The organism is Paenibacillus agaridevorans, from assembly GCF_018604145.1.
Lineage (GTDB): Bacteria > Bacillota > Bacilli > Paenibacillales > Paenibacillaceae > Pristimantibacillus > Pristimantibacillus agaridevorans.
Window position 1 is genome coordinate 4,530,959 of sequence record NZ_CP075889.1, and the last position, 21,169, is coordinate 4,552,127.

The following is a 21,169-nucleotide window of genomic DNA, read 5'->3' on the forward strand; positions in this document are numbered from 1 at the left end:
CTTCCAATGCGGAAGTATTCACTCAATGCGGCGTATGAACTATCTAAGATAGGTTCAATTCATAAGAATCTCTATCGACTTCCGATGCTCTGATTTCGACCTAGTTATCGGAGAATTCCATCGCAAATAGACCATAGCATCCAACCTGTCGCAAGAAAGCTGGAAGGCTATGGTCTATTATTACAAACTGATCATTAAGTCGTTAACCTCATTCGCTCCAGCAGCACCGGATAGGCCGAATCATCGTCGCCCACTCTATGCTTCATCGCAAGCAGCTTTTTTTTCGCTTTTTCAATAAGTTCCTTGTATTCCGAATGTCCATATACATTATTCATCTCATAAGGATCCTGTCGTAAATCATAAAATTCCCATGATGCCGGTGTTTCTTCATCTAGTGCGCCCGAGGCATCCAGCGGCAAGCCGTAGAAGAAGATCAACTTGTATTCTCTCGTCCGCAAGCCGAAATGCGCCGGGTTATCATGATGCGTTAGATGCATCCAATAACGATAATAGATGGCGTCCTTCCATTCCATCTGTGACCCGTTCAACAGACCTCTAAAGCTGCTTCCGTCCACTTTGCAAGAATAGTCGGTATCGGCATAATCCAACAATGTCGGTCCGATATCAATATTGCTCACAAGCGACTCCATCACGGTGCCCGGCTCGATCTCCTTTGGATACCGAATGAGGAACGGCATTTGCAGCGCTTCTTCATAGATCCAGCGTTTGTCGATATAATCATGCTCGCCGAGAAACATCCCTTGATCGGAGGTATAGATAACAATCGTATGTTCCAGTTGACCGCTTTGCTCCAGGTAGTCCAGCAATCGGCCGACATTGTCATCGATCCCCTTGACGACTCGAAGATAATCCTTTAAATATTTCTGATACGCGGCTTTTGTTCGCTCTTCCGCATCCAGACCCGCGATCTCAAGAGGACCGGTCGGGTACGACGGATCACTCTGCCTCAAGACGGCATTCCGCTTCGGGTTACGCTCTGACACGGACGTACCGAAATCTCGAGAGCCTACCGAACGATGCTGCCGATTCTCCCACAGACTGTCCGGCTCCGGTATGTCTATACCGTCAAACAAGTTCTCATAACGAGGATGGTATTCGAAATCGTCATGCGGTGCCTTATGGTGACAATGGAGCATAAAGGGCTTGGATGAATCTCGAGATTCCAGCCACTCCAGACATTTGTCCGTAATAATGTCTGTCACATACCCAGCATGTGTCGTCCCTGTGCTCACATCATGAACATTGGAGATAGACGACCAGTCAAAGCCCGACCGCATAAAGCTGGGATTCCAATACGTTCCCTGCCCAGACAACACATCGTAATGATGGAAGCCCTGCGGCTCGCTGTGCAGATGCCACTTGCCGATAACAGCCGTCTCGTAGCCCGCTTTCTGCATTCTTCGAGGATACGTCTCCAGCTCCGTGCTCAAGCTGTCGCTTAACGTCTTCACACCATTATGGTGGGAATACAAACCGGTCAGAATCGTCGCCCGACTGGGTGTGCATATGGCATTTGTACAGAAGAAATTGCGGAATACCGCCCCTTCCTTGGCCAGCCTGTCGATGTGGGGAGTCGCGCATACCTCTGCCAGCCTGGAGCCGTAAGCACTAATGGCATTGGCTGCATGGTCATCTGACATAATAAATAATAGGTTGGGTCGATCATGAGATCCTGTCATATCTATTGTCCTCCGATACATATTGAATGCTAGACAAGAGAATCATGCTGCCAATTGTCTTTGCGGGCTAGACACCACCGTCGGCAGCATCTCGCTGTCCTGTGCCTATTGGAAGCAGCTCTGCATGCTTCAATGCTGAAGCAATCGACCTCTTATTGGGAGTCTCGGAGTGAATAACGATTTCTCCGCGCTTTACCCCTTCCGCTTGAGCAATCAGACGAATGTCGCCGCCTGCTCCGTTGGTCCTCACCAGCACCTGGCAGAGTCCTTGGAAGGCACTACGGCAAGGCGACTTGTCATCCTCATGGCTCTCCGGGTTGCCATTGCCTGTACCCATTAATTGGCCAGGTCCCTCCACAGAAAATGTCATGAGCGTGTCTGCATTCGGAACAATCCGTCCCGCTGCATCTGCAATCGCAGCTTGAATGATACATACATCTTCATGATCTGCTATAAGAACAGTCCTCTCAGAGCTCAGGAGGATCTGGGCCGGCTCACCCGTTGTCGCAACAACCTCCGTCAATACAAGCTGGTTATTCCGGTACCCGCAGGCCATTAATTCACCCGCTTCGTAGGCAACCTGCCATTCGGCATGACCGTGTTCAGGAACAGCTCGCCTTCCTGCACTATTCCCGTTCAAAAATAATTCCACCTCGTCCATATTCGAGAATGCCCATACATCAACCATCTCTCCCTCGCTCCCTGCCCAATTCCAATGCGGAAATAGGTGCAGCACGGGCCGACTCGTCCATCTAGCTTGATAGTAATAATAGATGTCCTTCGGAAAGCCGCACAAATCCATAATCCCATATCGAGAGATGACACTAGGCCATTCATAAGGGAATGTTTCGCCTCGGTAGTCGAACCCCGTCCATACGAACAATCCCCCTACAAAATCATACTCTTCCGCCGCCTTCCAAGCTTCCTCCGGCTGAGCTCCCCACAATGGATAGGTTTCACCATAGGCGCTCACCAAGCCTTCACGCTTCGGATTGGACCATATGGCAGTTACTTTGCCATGCTCGGAGAGGTTTAGGGAGCGATCGGTGGATGATTTCCTGTAGACCCCCCGTGTCGAGAGCGTCGAAGCATTTTCCGTACCGATAAACGGTTTGTCCGGATATGCTTTGTGAAACTGATTGTAAGCATCCCAATTCCTTCTCATCATATAATTAAAGCCATGAACGTCGATATGAAAGCCATTTTCTTCATGATAGCGAGTGATTGGCAGCCAATCGGCATTCATCCCGTAGGTGCATTTGCGAGTTGGATCAAGCTTGTGGGCAAGCTTTTGCATCGCGTGCAAAATCCGAACGCCCGATGCCTTTCCTTGAATATTCATTTCTTCATTGCCCAGCGACCATAAGATAATTGATGGATGATTCCTGTCCCTCTGAATGAGACTTGTCAGCTGGCTTAGACCTTCACTCGTCGCATCCGTTTGGCGAACCTCATCAATGACGACCATGCCAAGACGGTCGCAGGCTTCCAGAATCGACGAAGACGGCGGATTATGCGATGTTCGATACGCATTGCAGCCCATCTCCTTTAATCGGCGAATCCGGAATTCATTAACGGCTGCAGGCACCGCCATGCCGACGCCGGCATGATCCTCGTGGCAGCATACGCCCTTAAGCTTCACCTGCTGACCATTCAGAAGGAAGCCTCGCTCAGCGTCAAACACGATCGTTCGTATTCCGAAGACGGTCTCATACGTATCAACAGCCTCGCCGCCTTTGACGAGTGTACTCTTGAGTGTATAAAGCTCTGGTGAGTCGATGGACCACAATAGAGGCTCTTGAATCACAACGGACTGTGTAAGCGTCATCGTATCATCCGCGGAGATGACAGTAGAGACAACGGACTCACCAGCCGGTTTTCCGTCAGGACCCATAATAATCGAATGCAGCTCGAAGAATATCGCCTGCTCGTAATGGCTAGCAACCTCCGTCTCAATAACAACCAACGCTTTCTCACCATCTGGATCAGGCTTGGCCTTCACGAAAGTTCCCCATTGCTGGATTCGGAGCGAGTCCGTCAGTACCAATCTGACATCGCGATAGATACCGCCTCCTTCATACCACCAGCCTTCGAATTCACTTGCATCCACCCTGACAGCAACCACGTTCGGCTCCTCGGCGTGCACCACTTCTGTAATGTCATAGGCAAAGCTGGTATACCCGCTTAAATGAGCTCCGACATAATGGCCGTTTACCCAGACAGAGCTATTACGGAAAACGCCATCAAATTCAATGCATATACGTTTCTCCACCGCATCCACTGGCAGCTTAAACGTTCTTCGGTACCAGCCTATTCCCTTCTTTAATGATCCATGAGAAGCAGGAACCTGCGGGTCATACTCCGCATTCTCAAGCACAAAGTCATGCGGAATGTGAACGTCAATCCAATCTGAATCGTCATAGCCCCACTTCGCTACGCCATGATTACCAGATTTAATCCAGTGTGGCTGTCTGTATCTCTCTTTATGTACAGCATCGTAGTTGGTTTCGGTGATGTCGCCGTAACAAAACTTCCAATCCGTGTTCAAGCTCCAAGTCTGTCTCATTCTTCTCCCCCTCTGCTCGTTTCTTTCCTGCCATTATACTGTCTTGCTATTCCCTTTGTAAGCGCTATACTCGACTTCCGATGATACAATTCCGACTAATGTACAGAGAGAAGATGTTCATTGACAGTATATCGTTTGGTATCCTATTGTTAAGAAATAGACCGCTATTGGAGGCGCTAATATGAAGATGCTAGAGTTCATTATCCCGCCTTTACCGCAGTTTGTTACTGTTGGTCATTCCTGGTGGAAGCAAGGGCAAGCACATTTCCGGCGAAGCTGGAGCCTGTACGATCTTATCATCGTAACCAATGGGACTTTATATATGACGGAAGACGACCAGCCCTATACAATTACGGCGGGCAGTATGCTGCTGCTGGAGCCGGGACGCACCCACTTCGGGCATCTCCCCTGTGAACAAAATACGGAAACCTATTATGTACACTTCAGCCATCCTGTTCCTCCTCGCGAGTTGAATAGCGGCGGCTTCGAATGGATGGAGTCGCTTCAGCAGCCAACGGATGACGATCATAACCCCCGATCACATGCGATGTATCTACCTAAGCATACGGAGGTTGTTTTGCCTCCCCTGCTCCCCATACTGGATCGGATGGTTGAGATTCGCAATCACATTTTTATCCGTAATGCACTGGAGCTCCATAGCCTGACTGCTCAGCTTTTGCTTGAGCTGCAGCAAGTTATCTATCAGACGAGGCCCATGTCGAGGTCATTGGAGCTGTGCACCCGTATGGCGCGATATTTGGAGAACCATATGCAGGAGCCCTTCAGCTCGAAGAAGCTGGAGGATGAGCTGCATTACCATATCGATTATTTAAGCAGATGCCTCAAGAAGCATACGGGTATGACACCGTTGCAATATCAGCAGCATATTCGAATGGAACGAGCCAAACAAATGCTGGCCCATACGTTGACCAGTATTCAGGAAATTGCTTATGAGGTGGGCTATGAGCATAGCAGCTATTTCATTCGCATCTTCCGCAGTAAGGAGGGGATCACCCCTGGCGCCTACAGAGAGCGCTTTCTACTTGGAGCTAAATAAATAGCCATGCACAGTCCCACCGACTCGTACATGGCTATTATTAATGATTAATGAAGGACTACTTCCCTTTTGAAACCGTGATCTTCACTTCTGCCTTCCTTTGATTGCCCGCATGATCCGTTGCGGTATAAACAACCGTGTATACCCTCTGCTTCGTCTTAGGAGAGAGCTCAGCCCGCAGCTTGAATTCCAAATCATGGGTGCCAAACTCTGCGCCCTGAATATCATCAGGTCTATCTCCTCCATATAATCCGCTGTCCGATTCGCTGCTAGTGATTGAGGTTAATTGAATATCCCTTATCCCGGACGTTTCGTCCAAAGCATGCAACTTAACCTTTATATCCACCAGCTTCTTGTTCGGCGCGCCCAAATCGATACGATTGGGCTGGATGGTTACATCAGGATCCGTTTTATCCACTGCAACCGTCCTGCTTTGGACAGGCTCGGCATTGCCAGCCTTATCCTTGCTGTAATAGGCTAACGTGTGGGTGCCTTCGGTCAGAATCTCGATTTCGCGCTCATACCTGGTCCATTCACCATCATTCAACTGATAATAGATGCCTGCAACGCCAGAAGGGTCGAAAGCTTCCAATTGTACGGATACGCCCGATCGATACCATCCATTCTCATGAGCTCCTTCTAAATTCGCGACGGTTTCCGGCGGACTCGAATCTACTGAACCATCCAGCGCATAGTGGTTAATAAACGCTACCGTACTGACCGTCCCCCCTTGTTGAGGAAGCGAAACGACGACCTGGTTCATCTCTTTGATGTCCACTGCAGGAATGTCGAAATCGATATAACCGAAGAAACGCCCCGGTTTATTCGTATAACTCACATCATGTTGATATTGCTTGCCGTTCACAGTGAGATCCATAGGAACGTTAAAGCCATTCTCCCGGCCAAATGATACCCGCAAGACAGAGGATTGCAATTGCTCGACAGGAGCAGCGATCTGGAAAGCAGCCGGTTGACCCGTGGCCTTCAGCATCTCATCCGCGTAATACGTTTTTTCCAGCAAAATGTCTTGCACAACAGGCGATTTGTCCAATGTAATTTTAATGATGGAGGTTTCCTCCACTGCCATAGGCAAACTCTTCAGATCAGCCTGTTTCTTCGTCTCATAATGCAGCTTGCCTTGCTCCAGATAGAGCCTTCTCTGCTCAATATCATAAATTTTGACGCCGTCGAGATCGAGATTCAAATCCAGGTTGAGCCGCTGCGGGTTCATATTGTTGACAGCGACATAAATGACATTGTCCGTTTGCGTGGCATGAACATAAACCTTGTCGTCATTGGCCTCAACCGGAAGCAGATCCCCCTGGTAATCCTTCCAGAAATCCAAGTAATATTTCAGCGGAGTAGGAACTCCCAGACTGCCGTCTTCTTCATATCGGAAGAGCATATCCGGCGAGCCCTTATCCCACCATTTGATCGGCAACAAAAACGGCACGACCATGTCAAATTCATTCGCCCGATTCATGTATCGAATCATGTAGGCATTAAAGTTCTTCAACTGAATCCAGTAATCAATGTCCGTCGCACCCGAATGCAAGGTTCCTGTTTCCGAAATGACCATAGGCTTGATGTTGTTGGTTAACGTCATATGATTTCGGAGCAAATCAAGCACCGCCTCTAGGCGGCCTGTCAAATACCCGCCATAGTTAGCCTCTGTTTCATTTAATATCAAGTCCTTGCCTTCGTAGAAATGATGCGAATAAAAGTCAAGATGTCCTCTCGTCAAATCCATAAATCTCATTTGCTCCCTGGCGCTCGCGAAAGCGCTAGTATCCAGCGTCATATTCGCGCTAGTCGGTCCCCCTACCAGAACCTCGGGACTGCGTTCCTTGATTTTGTCAGCCGTTACATTGTGAAAGTCAGCGAGCAGCCCCCAGGAATCATAGGCGGCATCATTATGATAGATCCACTCCGAACGAATGGTTGATTCGTTTTTCACTTCTATATAGGCAGGTCCTCTGCCATCCAGCTTGCGATTATAGGCTTCCGTATAGAGAGAAGCGAGCTCGGCCGCAGCTTCGAATTTGTCAACTGCCGGCGTCCCCCTTGGATTATTGGGCGTATTGGCAGGCCAATTCCAAGTCGGCCAGTTGTCGTAAGCGATGACATATTTCATGTCCGGCGCATACAGCTTGTCATATTGTTCAATTAATTGTGAATCCTTCTCATAATGCTGATCGAAAAACGACTCATCGGCATATCCGTCCCGGAGAGGGTCCTCAGTCAATAAAGGATCGCCAGGCTTATGACCGATCTCCAGCGCGTCCCGGAATTTGAACATTTGCCTTCCCGGAAGGAATCCTCTCTCGGACAAATAAGGTGCTATTTCATAGGTGACCGGTTCTCCTAACGGATTGGCATACACTCTGCGAAACTTTTCCTCTTCCATGCGGGTAATCCCATCAATGCTGCGTCTCGTGGTTGCGTCCACATGGACCTGTACAGGTAATATCGGTTTGTCCTCTCCCAACACCCCCCACGCTCTTACATCATAAGTAGCCGATAGACCATTCGGCTCATGCAAGACAAGACTCGTTACAGTACCCGTTCCTTTCAACCTGAGCTTAAAACCCTCATATTGCCCTGACTGGACCTTAATGTGAAAGGGGCGTCCCATAATGACAGTCTCTGAGCGGAAATATTCGCTTAACTTCTCCTTGCCTGTCGGACCTTCCCAGTACACTTCCAGGTTCTTAATCTGGCTCCCATTAATATTCAGCTCCCGAAAGAAACCAGCGACTCGCATAATTTCAGGAGGAAGTTCGATAACCTTCTCACCCTGAATCATTCCGGTCTGACTTGCAATCGTAATGAGTTTAACCCGCTTCTCACCGTTATTCACTTGTGTGATATATTCAATTGGATAAGTATCCGCCAGCCCTGCAATAGAATCATAGTTATCTTTCTGAAGCTGCACATCGGAAGGCAGCTCGTATGCCTTTGCAACGCCGCCTGTTTGCGGTAAGAACAATAAGCAGCACATCATCAACATGATCAGATATCTGATCAACCTCATTATCGAATCCCCTCTCCAATGGAAAATGATCGGTCCGCCTGCACGGAACAAAATAACCCCGACGCACTCATCCTTGTTCATGGCAGCAGAACTCTAGATGGTTGTAGGGGTTGGTCATCATTCCTTACTTCTTGTAGCGAATATCGTACGCCTCCTGCATAATTTCCAGATAGCGCTTAATATTCATATTGCTCAGCTCATTCAGGTAGCCGTCCCAGCCAGCTTCCAAATTGGCATCGCCCATGATGAACTGGACAAGCATGTTGTCGACGTAATCATTGATGGTCTTCTGCAAGCCCAGCAACTCCGACGACTGCGCCTCATTGAAGATGAGCGGCGGAACCATAACCGTTTCGTTGCGGAACGGCTCATAGCTTTTGGTCGAGGCATGCAGGATGTACTCTACATTGTTCACCGGATCATTGATGGCTTCGCCAATTCGGAAATCAACGGTCCGATTCGTCGGGTTGGCCTGATTCCAGCTGTGATTGGCAACTTCACTAGTTTTCTTCAAGCGTACGAACGTCGCTGGATTGCCCTCGAGGCCTTTTTCGCCACCCTCAGCTTTTCTCCAGTCCTCGCCTTCAATGCCGAATAACGAAAACATTTGAACCTCTCGATCGTAGAAGGCGTCAGCCAGTCGAACAGCAATTTCAGGATGCTTGCTTGTCGCACTAACTACAAATCGGCCGTTGACATTTCCTTTCCGGTTCTGAGCGTTCACATATTGTGTGCCAGATGGGCCTTTTAGCGGCGGAACAACCACATAATCCTTCCATCTTTCATTATCGGATATCGGGATTGGACTTCCATTTGGAGCTGCGCCCAGAATAACAACATCCCCATTGGCTCCCAGTTGCTTCAACTGATCGCCATCCTGTACGAAAGCCTCTGCATTAATTAATCCTTCGTCGAACAGATTCTTCATATACCGCAGTCCTTCACGGTATTGCTCGGACATAAATGCCGCGTCTACAGCGCCATTATTCAAAAACAATCGCCGTGTCGTATCGCCGTTAATGAAATCATAATAGACGAAAGCGTTCATTAGAAAGCCTTCAACAGAGCTGTTCCACCCTTTGGGTGATCCGGACAGCGGAATTTCATCAGCAATGCCATTACCGTTGGGATCCTGAGTCTTAAATGCCTTCAGTACTTCATAGAATTCATCCGTTGTTGTTGGCATCTCCAGTCCCAGCTTATCCAGCCAAGGCTTGTAAATCCAGAGCTTACCGGAGTAGTAGCAGTGGTAGCATTCATTAATATCCGGCATCGTGTAGATATGCCCATCATTGGAGGTAATCGCCGGTTTTAAGTGCTCCTGCTCAGCAAATATGTTCTGTGTATTCACTGCATGCTCCTCAATTAAATCCTCAAGCGGAAGGAATACTCCCTGGTTGCCATAAATCTCGAGCTGTGCATCTGTAATACCCATATTCATAAAGATGTCAGGATAATCACCGCTCGCCAGCGTCAGATTCAACTTCTCTTTCATGTTGGATTCCGGAACCGTCTCCCACTCCAGATGCACATTGGTCCGCTCTTCCAGCCACTTCGTAAATTCGTTCGTACGGTAATCCTCTACATCCGGCCGTAGTGCCGCAAGCACCTTTAAAGTAACCTTCTCTTCTACAATCGGAAAGGTACCCGGCGCAGAAACTGCGCTCGTATTACCCGCCTTGTCTCCCTCCTTATTGTCCGGCTTCGCATTGGATTCGCTTCCATTGGAGCAAGCGGCTAAAAGCAAACACATAAAGAAAATCGCAAGAGTCCATTTTTGTTTCACTCTGTTTTCCTCCCTTTTAATGAACCTGTTTCAAATGGATGACTGATTTGCGGGGCCTCTGACACCTGGTGCCAGGAATATTAGCAAATAAGCATCACCCCTCTCCATAAGCTGTCTTGTTATAAGATGCGCTACTCCTTTAACGATCCGATCATAACACCTTTTACAAAATGCTTCTGCACGAACGGATACAATACGAGAACGGGTCCTGCGGCGACTACGATCAAAGAATATTTGAGAAGCTGCCGCAAGGCATCCTTCTCCGCTATTTCTACGGCATCGGCCACCATGCTCATGTCCACCTTGTTTTGTACCAGAATATCCTTCAATACAATTTGCAAGGGGTAAAGCGATTGATCCTTCAAATAAATAAGCGCGTTGAAATACTGATTCCAGTGGCCGACGGCATAAAATAAACTAATGACTGCGATAATGGGGGCAGACAGCGGAAGCACGATCTTCCACAGGAATCGGAAATCGTTGCAGCCGTCCATCTGTGCCGCCTCCAGCAACTCGCTGGAAATAGTTACGCGGAAGTAGGTACGTGTAATAATGACATTCCACACGCTAAGCGCAGCAGGAATAATAAGCGCCCACCGCGTATCCAGCATACCGAGATCTTTGACAAGCAAATAGCGCGGGATTAATCCACCGTCGAACATCATCGTGAATACAAGCAGAACCATAAACAGCCTGGCGCCATAAAAGTCTCTACGAGAAAGCGGATAAGCCGCCATCAGCGTAAGAACAACATTAAATAGAGTGCCTACAATCATGTAATAGAAGGAATTTATGACAGAGGATACGATCAGCTTGTGTTTGAATATCGCTTCGTAGCCATCAAGCGTTGGTTGAACCGGCCATAGCCATACCTTCCCGGAGACGACAGCTTGGCTATCGCTAAAGGATGCGCTTACAATGTAGATGAGGGGATACAGCGTAATCAGAACCATCGTTAGCAGGATACTATAATTGATCCAGGTGAACGCCGCATCTCCTCTTGATTCTTTAATTCTCTGCTTTGGACTTTTAATGTGATGCACGTGTGCCCCTCCTCACCATAGACTCTCTTTGCCGACCACGCGCGCGATCTGATTGACAGTAATGAGTAATAATAGATTGACGATAGACTTGAACAAACCAATGGCAGAGGCATAAGAGAAATTCAGCCCATCCGAGATTAGTCCGACTTTGTAGACATAAGTATCAATAACTTCAGAGGTTGTAATATTGACGGGGTTCTGCATGAGATAGACCTTCTCAAACCCTGTTTGCATCAAATTGCCCATCGACAAGATTAACAGAATGACCATGACCGGCATTATGCCAGGAAGATCAATATGCCAAATCCGGCGCCACTTGCTTGCACCGTCAACGACAGCAGCCTCATGCAGCGTCGGGCTTACGCCTGCCAGCGCCGCCAAATAGATAATGCATCCCCATCCAGCATTCTGCCAAATATCGGACAGCACGTAGATGGTTTGAAACAATTCAGGCTTCGCCATAAAGTGAACGGGGTCTACACCTATTATCGTTAGAAACTGGTTTACAATTCCTGTTCGCGGATCAAGAAACTGGAGCAGCATACCGACCATTACAACTGTGGATATAAAATGCGGCGCATACGTAATCATTTGCACCGTTTTTTTGAATCTAGCCTGCCTGACGTAGTTCAGGCCAAGTGCCAGGATGATTGGCACCGGAAATCCGACGATTAAATGATAGAAGGCCAGGCCAATCGTATTTTTCAGCACTCTCCAGAAATCGTAAGAACCAAAGAACCTCGTCATGTGCTTCATGCCGACCCATTCACTACCCATAACACCTTTCACGGGAATAAAATCTTTAAATGCGATTTGAGCTCCGTACATCGGCCAATATTGAAAAATAATTAAATAAGCAAACGGCAATGAAAACAATACAAGCAGCTGCCAGCTTCTTTTCGCCTGTTTCAGATGTGCTGCCAGCAGACGCAATCTGACTTTTGGATGGGCTTGTATGGATGTAACCGATCTCATCGTTTTGTAGTCCCCCTCTTCTATTGTTGAGCCTCTTCGACAATTTGATCTTAGCTGTGAAGGCGTATTTATGCTATCTGCATTTGCCCTTTCTTTATTCAAAAGACCAAAAAAGCTGTCATTCCATTGATTTTTCATTATTCATTTTCATAACAATACAAAAAAAACAGCCGCTGCATGCGGCATACAAGGAAGGATATTCAATTCTTAGATTCACTGACCGGAAAATGCTCGATAATGCGTAGGCGTTACGCCATGCATACGCTTGAACGCTCGGCTGAATGAATTCAGCGACGAATATCCCACATGGTCAGCAATTTGTTCAATGTTGAGCCTGGACTCCGACAATAGCTCTTTGGCAGCATTCATACGCTTGGTGTTCACATATTCCGTGAAAGAGCAGCCTGTATGTTCTTTTACCAGCAACGAAAGATAAGTCTCTGATATTTGGAATTGATCCGACAGCATGGGCAGACATAAGGAAGGGTCTGAATAGTGGAGGTCCAGATAACTGACAATTTCGCGCATCAGCTCTTCATTCCGAATACGCTTCTGGTCAATGGTCTTGCTCGCAATGTGTTGGTACAGCCTTGTGATTTGATGAAAGCAGGCCTCCGCTTCACCTGCTCCATGAGGCAATTGCAGAAAAGACATCATATCTATACTTTCATCCTCGAACATCTGCGTGCCCGACTGATCAATAAACTTGAGAGCCGTACTGACCAATTCGGACAACAAGAGCCGTAGGACAGGTTCGATTAAAGAACGCTCAACAAAATTTTCGACGAACAAGTTGCCAAAGGTGTTGTCAAGCTCCTCCATGTTCCCGCTTCGCAAATAGTTAAGAAGCTTCTGCTCCAGATCAAAAGGGTAATAATACGATTGCGGATGTCTGGGCAACTCATCGTAATAGGGCATGGGACTAGAGGAAGGCATACCGAAGGACAACGCTTTGGAGGCCTCTTCGGAGGATGCCGACACATCCATTAATGAGGAATAAGGTCGTCCTATGCCGAACTGCAAGGCATGTTGGAAGCGTGCGAGAAACAGCTCCTGAATGGCACTGAGCTTCATGGTCAGCTCTTCCTTCCAAGCATCCTCACTGACTGTATCAGAGGAATAAATCATTGCCAGCCGGCTCTCGCCAATATCCAGCATACAAGCGTGATTTCCTTCCAGCTCCGCGATACATTCCCTCAGCCCTGCTTTTTCCAGATCCAGCTTCTCCAATGCTCCCATATCAATCGACTCCAAGATATAGGGTAATTGAATAATGATAACGGAATATCTTTCGCCCTGTAAGGGAATATCCAAATATTGCATCACAGACTCCATTTCTTTCTGTCCGGGATACGCACCATCCAGCAGCCGTTGCAGGAATGCCGCCTGCAGCAACGGTTTTTGCTCTTCAATGCTTCGATGCAGCCGCTCATTATGTGACTCTAATTGGAATACAGTCTGAATAAGTACTTTTAATGGTCTGCTGTTGCGATAAGCAAACAGCACAGAAGCCACGCCTCCAATAGCCAGCATGCCGAAGATAATAACCGCAGATATTTTTTTGACATAGTACACCTTTCGCAGCACGATATGCTCAGGCTGTACGGCAACGAGACTCCAGCTGCCGTTGTCGAGCCCAATGGAGGTGACGAATTGACCGGAAGGCTGCTCATGTCCACTATGGCTGGTTCGAGGAAGGAATTCGCCGCTGCCGGCAACACCGGCAATAATGTCACCCTCCTGGTTGGCAAGATATGCATAACCGCCCTCCGAGAGATCAATCGAACGCAACGCATTCCTTATAGAAGAGCTGTCGATGAACATCACAATATGTGACAAATAATAGCTTGGATAACCAATGGTATGAATGTAAGGAATCAGCCGGCGTTCACCATTAGCGCTGCGGAGCTTCAGCTCCGGCATTATCTCCTGATAATAGTACCGATCCTCAAGACCCTCAATAAACTTGTGGACGAAATCCGACTGCGCTTCCGCGCTGGAAGCTCGGGATAATAAGCTTTGTTTATCAGGTGATATTACAAATTGGCTTTTTATATAATGAATGTAGTAATTTTCAATGGATGGTGTAACGGCCGAATAGCTGCCCAGCTGCTTCTGCAATTCCATCAGACGTGTAATGCTGCTTCGCTCATATGGGTTCTCAATTTGCTGCATGGCGAGCACCCTCGGATCCTGACTTAGGCTAATGGCAAGCTGATTGGTCTCTACAATCTGTCGATTCAATTGCTGCTTAGCCAGCTGTAGGACGGCCTGGTTGCGGCTCGACACCTCTTCCTTCACCACACGGCTCGTCTGCTGATACATGATGACAGATACCAAACTGGCAAGTAGCAGCATGCTCAAATAAGGTATAAGAAATTTGAACACCGGCCTCCCGCGACGATTGGACATGTTCTCCCCCCTTGACTCGTTCATTATTCGAGAATAAGAAAGCGTTATCATTTTATTGTCGCAAAACACGAATGCATATAGTGCATTCGCGTTAGATATACGGTGACTACTCCATCCCAATTTTGAAGCCTGTCGGATACGGAGTTAAAGCTAGAGAAGAAACATCGATCCGCAGCCCCTCATCGGAAACTGTCCAATCAAGCGACAAGCTGCCATCAAGAGTGTTTACACTTGTAACGACACTGCGGAAATGTCGTGAATTCGTGGACAGGGATCGAATCATAATGGTTCCGCTAGGGGGCAGCTTCATAACGAAAGCATATAACGTCCCATCCTTAAAGGTAAATCGAATATCTTCCTCTGTATAGGCACTCCGTTTGCCTTCCGTATGCATTTCTTCTCCGGATTGGGTCGGTCCTTCACCGTATATTTTCCAATGCGTCGTATCGTAAATGCCTTCCCCGTTCACGGCAAGCCAATCACCTATCGCAAGAAGGATGGACTCGTCTTCCTGAGGAATCGTTCCGTCCGCCTTCGGTCCAACGTTCAACAGCAAACAGCCGTTCTTGCTTACAATATCGATCAAATCGCAAATGATGTCCGCTGGTTCCTTGTATTGATTATTGACACTGTGAGACCAAGAGTTGCGGGCAACAGAAGTGTCGGTCTGCCACAGCTCGGGACGAATGCCATTCAATTGGCCGCGTTCAATATCGAACACCGCTGTGCCATGCATATAGGCGTCCAGCTTGTAATTAATCGCGACCTCCGTCCCCCGCTCCGCTGCTCGATTATAATAATAGGCTGCGAATTTCTTAAGATATGGCTTGAACCGGACATTCATGATCCACCAGTCGAACCAAACAATCGATGGCTGATATAGGTCAACGAGTTCGCAAGTTCTAAGCAGCCAATCGGTCAAGAACGCTTCGTCCGGTCCATCCCCGTGAATCGTCCATTCCGGGTCCCTTGGCTGAGCTGGACCATACAAGCCGCGGAAGCTGTCATCCTGGACATCGGAATGAAAGGTCATTCCACCGTCGTAGAACCACCAGTGCTCCGCCCGATGTGAAGACACGGCGAATTTCATTCCCTTCTCCTGCACAGCTTCCTTCAGCGCTCCGATGATATCGCGCTGCGGCCCCATCTTCGCTGCATTCCACGGCGACAGTTGGCTGTCGTACATTTGGAAGCCATCATGATGCTCAGCGACGGGCATCACATACCTCGCGCCCGCTCTGCTGAATAAGCTCGCCCAGGCCGCCGGATCAAACTTTTCTGCCTTGAACATCGGAATAAAATCCTTATATCCAAACTCATGCTGCGGGCCATAGGTTTGAATATGGTAATCAAACATGCTGACATCCTGCCGATCCCGTCTGGAGCTATCCTTCAAGTACATTTCACGAGGATACCACTCATTCCCATAAGCTGGGACCGAGTAGACTCCCCAATGAATAAAGATGCCAAATTTCGCCTTTTTGTACCAATTCGGCACAGTATAGCGGCTTAACGACTCCCAGTTGTCCTGAAACGGACCTTTCCTAATCACTTCATTAATTTGATTTATATTTATCATAGTTGTTCATCTTCTCCTTGCTGATGTCTGTCGATTTGCGACCAGAATTGTTGTCCTGCGGGATGCTTGCGATCTCCTGATCGATAGCTGTGCTCTATCAATTCTTTCATTAATACTTGCTCCATATGGGAGAAAGCCGGATCTTCAATTAGATTATATCGCTCCAGGGGGTCCTCGCTTAAACGGAACAATTGGGACTTATGGTGATAGACGATGAGCTTGTACTCTCTGCTCTTCACGGCTCGGACAAGGTCGGCATAGGCGAAATACAGTCTATCCCGATCCGGGATTGCTCCAACGCGTGAGAACAGAGGGGCTAGAGATGCTCCTTCGACTGACGATGGAATCGGAACTTGCGTTAATTCGCATAAGGTAGGGTAGATGTCGGATAAATATACAAATTCATCTCTTCGCTGTCCTTTCGGTATCCCCGGCCCAGAGAAAATGAGCGGAACCCTTACGCTATGCTCATAACAGCTTTGCTTGCCCATTAGTCCATGCTGGCCTACGGCGAGTCCGTTGTCTCCTGTGAATACGATAATCGTATGATCGAACAGGTCTGTTTCCTTCAACGCATGGATAATATCGCCGATTCGATCGTCCAGATGTGTAATCATGGCATAATATTCTGCCAGATGCCCCCGAATTTCTTCCTCCGTTCGCGGATATGCCGCCAGCCTCTCATCTCTTATATCACGTATGCCATAATCGAAAGCATGCTCACACGCAACATTATCAGGAAGCGTCAGCGATGCTGGATCATACAGCTTCATATACTTCTCCGGCATGCTTCGAGGATCATGGGGAGCCATGTAGGACACATACAGGAAGAACGGCTCCTCCTGCTTATGCTGATGAATCCATTGTACGGCGGTATCCGAGAACAGGTCAGTTGAATGAACGCCAGCCTGAATCTTGTCTGCTGGCCGATATTCCACTTCATTAGACATCAAACGATCTCTAATTACAGGAATTTTCCCTGAGTAGCTTCCATCCGCATGATAATGGAAAGCGGGTACATTCCAATGATCCTCCATTCCTCCAAAAAAGATATCCTCTCCGTCGCTGAAGCTCCGGTTAAAGGAGGCGGCGCCGTTATGCCATTTGCCAATGCCGAAGGTGGCGTAACCCGCTTGCCGGAACGTTTCCCCCATCAATACATGCTCCTCAGGAATGCTTCTTCCGTCGTCATGAATATGGAACAATGTTCTTCCTGTATGCAGCATCGCGCGGCTGGGCATACAGACTGCACCTACCGTGCCGCCTGGAATATGAGCCTGGCGAAAGGCGGTGCCGTGCTCCAGAAGGTCATCCAGATGCGGCGTATGAATGTCGGTATTGCCCAAAGCACGCAGGGTATCAAATCTTTGATCGTCTGCGAACAAGAACACAATATTGGGTCTCTGGTCAATCATGCTCACGAACGACCCCCTTCTTCAGAATCAGGTTGCCGTATTGTGCCCGTTCACCAGTTGCAACAATAACATACGCTGAACTGCTCCGTTCATAGAAGCTGAATCTCTCAATCGATTCCAATGAGGATGACAATCCTGTTTTTCTATTCAGTATCGCTTCATAGGAGTCCCAAATCGTTGTCTCTACGGGATCGCCTGGGACAACGGCCATAACCGCCGCAGGCTTCTCCACATAATCGTCCAGTGGAAGCACCTTGACGATCGCTTCCAGCAATTCAACAATGCCAATTCCATCGCATCGCACAAGTCGTTGCGCATGGCTTGCAGCTGGAAAATTGGCATCCGCCAGTACCAACTCATCACCATGTCCCATCTCTCTCATCCATTTCAGCAAATCCGGCGGCAATAGTACGGGAATTCCGATCAGCACCTGTGTTCCCCCCTCATGCTGTCCTCTTTTGCGAGACGATATTTTTCTTAGCTCGCATGGGTTGAAGGACTATGACATTACTTCTGTAATCAGCATAGTCCTTCAACGCTGTAGAGAGAAGATGCAATCTCGACTTGCAATGTTCAAATATCGACTTCTAACACATACTTAGACAGAAGCCAATGGATCCAGACCGCGCTTTCTTCTCTAGTTAAGTACACAAGCGTTTCATCTTGGGGAGGGGCTTCGAGAGCAGCCAAGCCTGTCAGCTTAATAGCATTGCCCAGCATTTCAAGGCCTTCTTGTATGGTCAAGACTTGCATCGGTCTGAACGTATGATCCCCATAGCCTCGAATCAATTGATGCCCATGAGCCGTACTGACGTAAGCGCCATACCAACTGGATGAATTGACATCCTTGAATGACCGTTGAGTCGGCTCCAGCCTTAGTCCCAGCGCCCTTACCAGCATAGCGGTAAATTCGGCGCGGGTGACCAGCCTTTCCGGTCGGAACGTTCCATCCGGCAGCCCTCTTACAATCGTTCGAGCGGCAAGCCGCTCTATGATTTCTTCGGCCTTGGATGGCTTGATATCCCGCAATCGCACATCATATTCGATAAGCGTATACATACTGTTGGTTAAGCTTTTGATGCTCGCATGCCACCGCCCGTCCAGGGATACCATGCTTGTGGGTACATGACGGATGCTGCCATTCGGCTCCACAACGACGGCAGTGGCCACTTGCGCCGGATCCATACCTTTCGGCAACGGAATGGTTCGCTCCACATAGCTGTCGAATGACATAAGCTCGATTACTTGATTGCCATAGCTCAATTGAATATCGAATGAGATGGGCTCACCAACCGGCCTTAAAGCTTGGGCATCCGTTGCCATTTTGATTCTTTTTTGCTCATCCTCTGCCGGCTTCGCAATCCGCAGCTGCAGTTGAACCTCATCCAGGTCAATATCTCCCCGGCTCGACTGCTCAAGGACAGACTTCCAATTCGCTGACGTGATGACTTGCTGTACAGGCAGCTTATAGCTTGCTATATCTGTTTGAAAGCCAAGGATTGCTTGCTTGTCGGCCAATGCGGCTAACAATGAACCATCGAATTGCCCAATCACAATATCTGCGCCTTCATTGACCTCGATTGATACAATCGCCCCTTCATCTACCGAAGCCAAGCTCTTTAATAATCCTTCTCGATTGGGATAGACAGTTGCCGACGTTTGTCCTTCAATTAGGGATTTGACAATAGCTCCACCGGGTATCAACTGACCGTTCATCGACAACTTGACGACATATTGAACAGGTGCCGGTGATTCGGTATATACCGGAGGCACGTTTGCCCTGGCAGAGCTGAGCTTCAAATTACCCGTCATTCCCATATTCTGCCACACTTGATCAAACGGATCGTTCCAGCCCAGATACCCTTGCCTCACCCCAGACGGCTGTCTCGCATCATTTACTTGTATATCAAATCCAATCGAGGAGCCTTCTGGCGCACCGATGGCCCCCCATGGGACAGCCATCTCTACAACATAACCGTCATTAATCCGATGAACGGATTGTTGGACGCCTTCAGGTACGTTGATGCCAGAGCTTCGTCCCATATAATCCACATTCCACTTCGTATCGTTCCCGTCATAGGGCTTGGATTTCTCATTGCCGCCGTCCACATACACTTCAACGGAATCGTTCCTGTACGTCTCGTTTAGTTCGGCTCCCGTAAGATCAGCGTCCTTCACTTCCGTTCGAATATACAGAAAGCGATCATCCCACAGCGTCTTTGCGATTGCTGTGTTTATGGTGCTCCCGCCTTTCACACGCAACGAACCGATTTCCTTCGCTTGGCTCCACAACGGATCTGGACTTGAAGCGTTCAGCGCAGGTGTGCCGCGAAGCGCTTCCGCTTCCTTAACAGGCGGCAGCTCCATCTCCGGATCATCCGACACGGGCGCATTAGACCGCCAAACTCTCATATATTCGATGACATAATCTCCGTTTGGACTCGCCATGGACGCTTCTGAAGGAAGCCCTGCCCATGTAAACGTTTCCATATCCATGAATATAAATTGATTCTCGTGGAAAACATCATTACGAATTTCTCGAACCAATACGCCATCATAATAGAACCGGATCCACTTAGCGTTCCAATCGAGCCCGTACACATGGAAGTCTGCCGTAAGATCATCCTTGGAATGATAGACGCCAGGGTTAGCGATGTCCTTGGACCAGTCCCCTCCAGCGTAATAATGTGTATTCATAGGCATTTCATATCCGCTGTCTGGATTGACGGTTGATCGTCCTACCGTTTCATACACATCAATTTCCGTTTCGCTGCCCTGCAGCCAGAAGGAGCTCGTAATCGAGACAGGTGCGGCCTTTGCTTTAATTTCATAGTACCCATAGCCCGTTTTTGTTGTGGACTGTACAGCAGCTGTTGTATATTTCTCATACTGAGGACTATTCGGGCCGAGCTTAGCGTTGGCTTCCGCCATTTCAGGTATTGTTTCATATTTGGCTGTCAATATTAATTGACCGTTCTCTTGCCTGATGTTGCGCGGCGAGAATATCGAAGGCTGTCGGCCTAACCAATACGTATGATGATCGTTCCATTTATTCCTGTCTAGAGCCGCCCCACCGAATTCGTCGGAATAATCCAAGCTATACTTCCAGCTTCGTACATTGTCCGAATCGGATAACGGATAGATGGAATTATCAATTACATTCTCGCTAATGACCGGAGGCAGCAGTACTTCAACCAGAAGCTCAAAGTCATCGGCGTAGACTGTACCGGAACCGCTTTCGTTATACAGATAGACCTTTGCGGATGTTTCTACTGCGCCTGTCTGGAAGCTCACTTCGTATAAGCTGTATGCTGTCCCTAGAATAGGGCTATAGCTGTCCTCAGTACCGTTGTGCTCCTTAACCCCAAGAGTGGCTCCAGAGCTAGTCCCCAGCTTGGCGTACACAGCTACCTTGTATTCAGTATTGGACTGTAGACCGGACACCGGAAATTCGATCGCGCCTTGACCAGAATACTCAAGCCCGTAATTTCCGGTATAGGCATGCTCCGTCATAACAGCTGCTGAACCACTTCCCCATTTGGAATATCGAGCAGGGAGCTGTCCTGATTCAAAGCTTCCGTTCTCAAACGCATTCACCCTGC

The 21,169-nt window shown here is 48.3% G+C and carries 12 protein-coding genes; 1 reads left to right on the forward strand and 11 read right to left on the reverse strand.

Annotated elements, in window-relative coordinates; all coding sequences use genetic code 11:
* Positions 1-194 precede the first annotated feature (194 nt).
* Complete coding sequence (locus KJW29_RS18635) at positions 195-1,700, reverse strand: sulfatase family protein (RefSeq protein ID WP_087568950.1); 1,506 nt, start codon at positions 1,698-1,700, stop codon at positions 195-197.
* Positions 1,701-1,767: 67 nt separating this feature from the next.
* Positions 1,768-4,266 (reverse strand): beta-galactosidase GalA, encoded by a 2,499-nt coding sequence (gene galA, locus KJW29_RS18640; protein WP_087568951.1) that lies wholly within the window; start codon positions 4,264-4,266, stop codon positions 1,768-1,770.
* A gap of 181 nt (positions 4,267-4,447) precedes the next feature.
* Between galA and KJW29_RS18645 the strand changes: the two genes are divergently transcribed.
* On the forward strand, positions 4,448-5,323 hold the full coding sequence (locus KJW29_RS18645; protein WP_087568952.1) for an AraC family transcriptional regulator: 876 nt from the start codon (positions 4,448-4,450) through the stop codon (positions 5,321-5,323).
* Positions 5,324-5,381: 58 nt separating this feature from the next.
* Here the strand turns inward: KJW29_RS18645 and KJW29_RS18650 are convergent, their stop codons facing one another.
* From KJW29_RS18650 to KJW29_RS18690, 9 genes are all read right to left on the reverse strand, one after another.
* Positions 5,382-8,357 (reverse strand): OmpL47-type beta-barrel domain-containing protein, encoded by a 2,976-nt coding sequence (locus KJW29_RS18650; protein WP_143810309.1) that lies wholly within the window; start codon positions 8,355-8,357, stop codon positions 5,382-5,384.
* Between the two features lie 124 nt (positions 8,358-8,481).
* Positions 8,482-10,143 (reverse strand): ABC transporter substrate-binding protein, encoded by a 1,662-nt coding sequence (locus KJW29_RS18655; RefSeq protein ID WP_246608276.1) that lies wholly within the window; start codon positions 10,141-10,143, stop codon positions 8,482-8,484.
* 131 nt (positions 10,144-10,274) lie between these two features.
* Positions 10,275-11,177 (reverse strand): carbohydrate ABC transporter permease, encoded by a 903-nt coding sequence (locus KJW29_RS18660; protein ID WP_246608859.1) that lies wholly within the window; start codon positions 11,175-11,177, stop codon positions 10,275-10,277.
* A gap of 21 nt (positions 11,178-11,198) precedes the next feature.
* On the reverse strand, positions 11,199-12,161 hold the full coding sequence (locus tag KJW29_RS18665; RefSeq protein ID WP_087568954.1) for an ABC transporter permease: 963 nt from the start codon (positions 12,159-12,161) through the stop codon (positions 11,199-11,201).
* Between the two features lie 213 nt (positions 12,162-12,374).
* Entirely contained in the window at positions 12,375-14,573 is a 2,199-nt protein-coding gene (locus tag KJW29_RS18670; protein WP_179215615.1) for a helix-turn-helix domain-containing protein, read from the reverse strand.
* Between the two features lie 106 nt (positions 14,574-14,679).
* Entirely contained in the window at positions 14,680-16,152 is a 1,473-nt protein-coding gene (locus tag KJW29_RS18675) for an alpha-L-fucosidase (RefSeq protein ID WP_087568956.1), read from the reverse strand.
* On the reverse strand, positions 16,149-17,567 hold the full coding sequence (locus tag KJW29_RS18680; protein WP_087568957.1) for a sulfatase family protein: 1,419 nt from the start codon (positions 17,565-17,567) through the stop codon (positions 16,149-16,151). Before KJW29_RS18680 ends, KJW29_RS18675 begins: the two co-directional genes overlap by 4 nt.
* Positions 17,560-17,997 (reverse strand): RbsD/FucU family protein, encoded by a 438-nt coding sequence (locus KJW29_RS18685; protein ID WP_087568958.1) that lies wholly within the window; start codon positions 17,995-17,997, stop codon positions 17,560-17,562. The genes KJW29_RS18680 and KJW29_RS18685 overlap by 8 nt, the downstream gene beginning before the upstream one ends.
* 143 nt (positions 17,998-18,140) lie before the next feature.
* A complete protein-coding gene (locus tag KJW29_RS18690; RefSeq protein WP_214625724.1) occupies positions 18,141-21,164 on the reverse strand; it encodes a sugar-binding protein in 3,024 nt (1,007 codons plus the stop codon).
* Between the last annotated feature and the right edge of the window lie 5 nt (positions 21,165-21,169).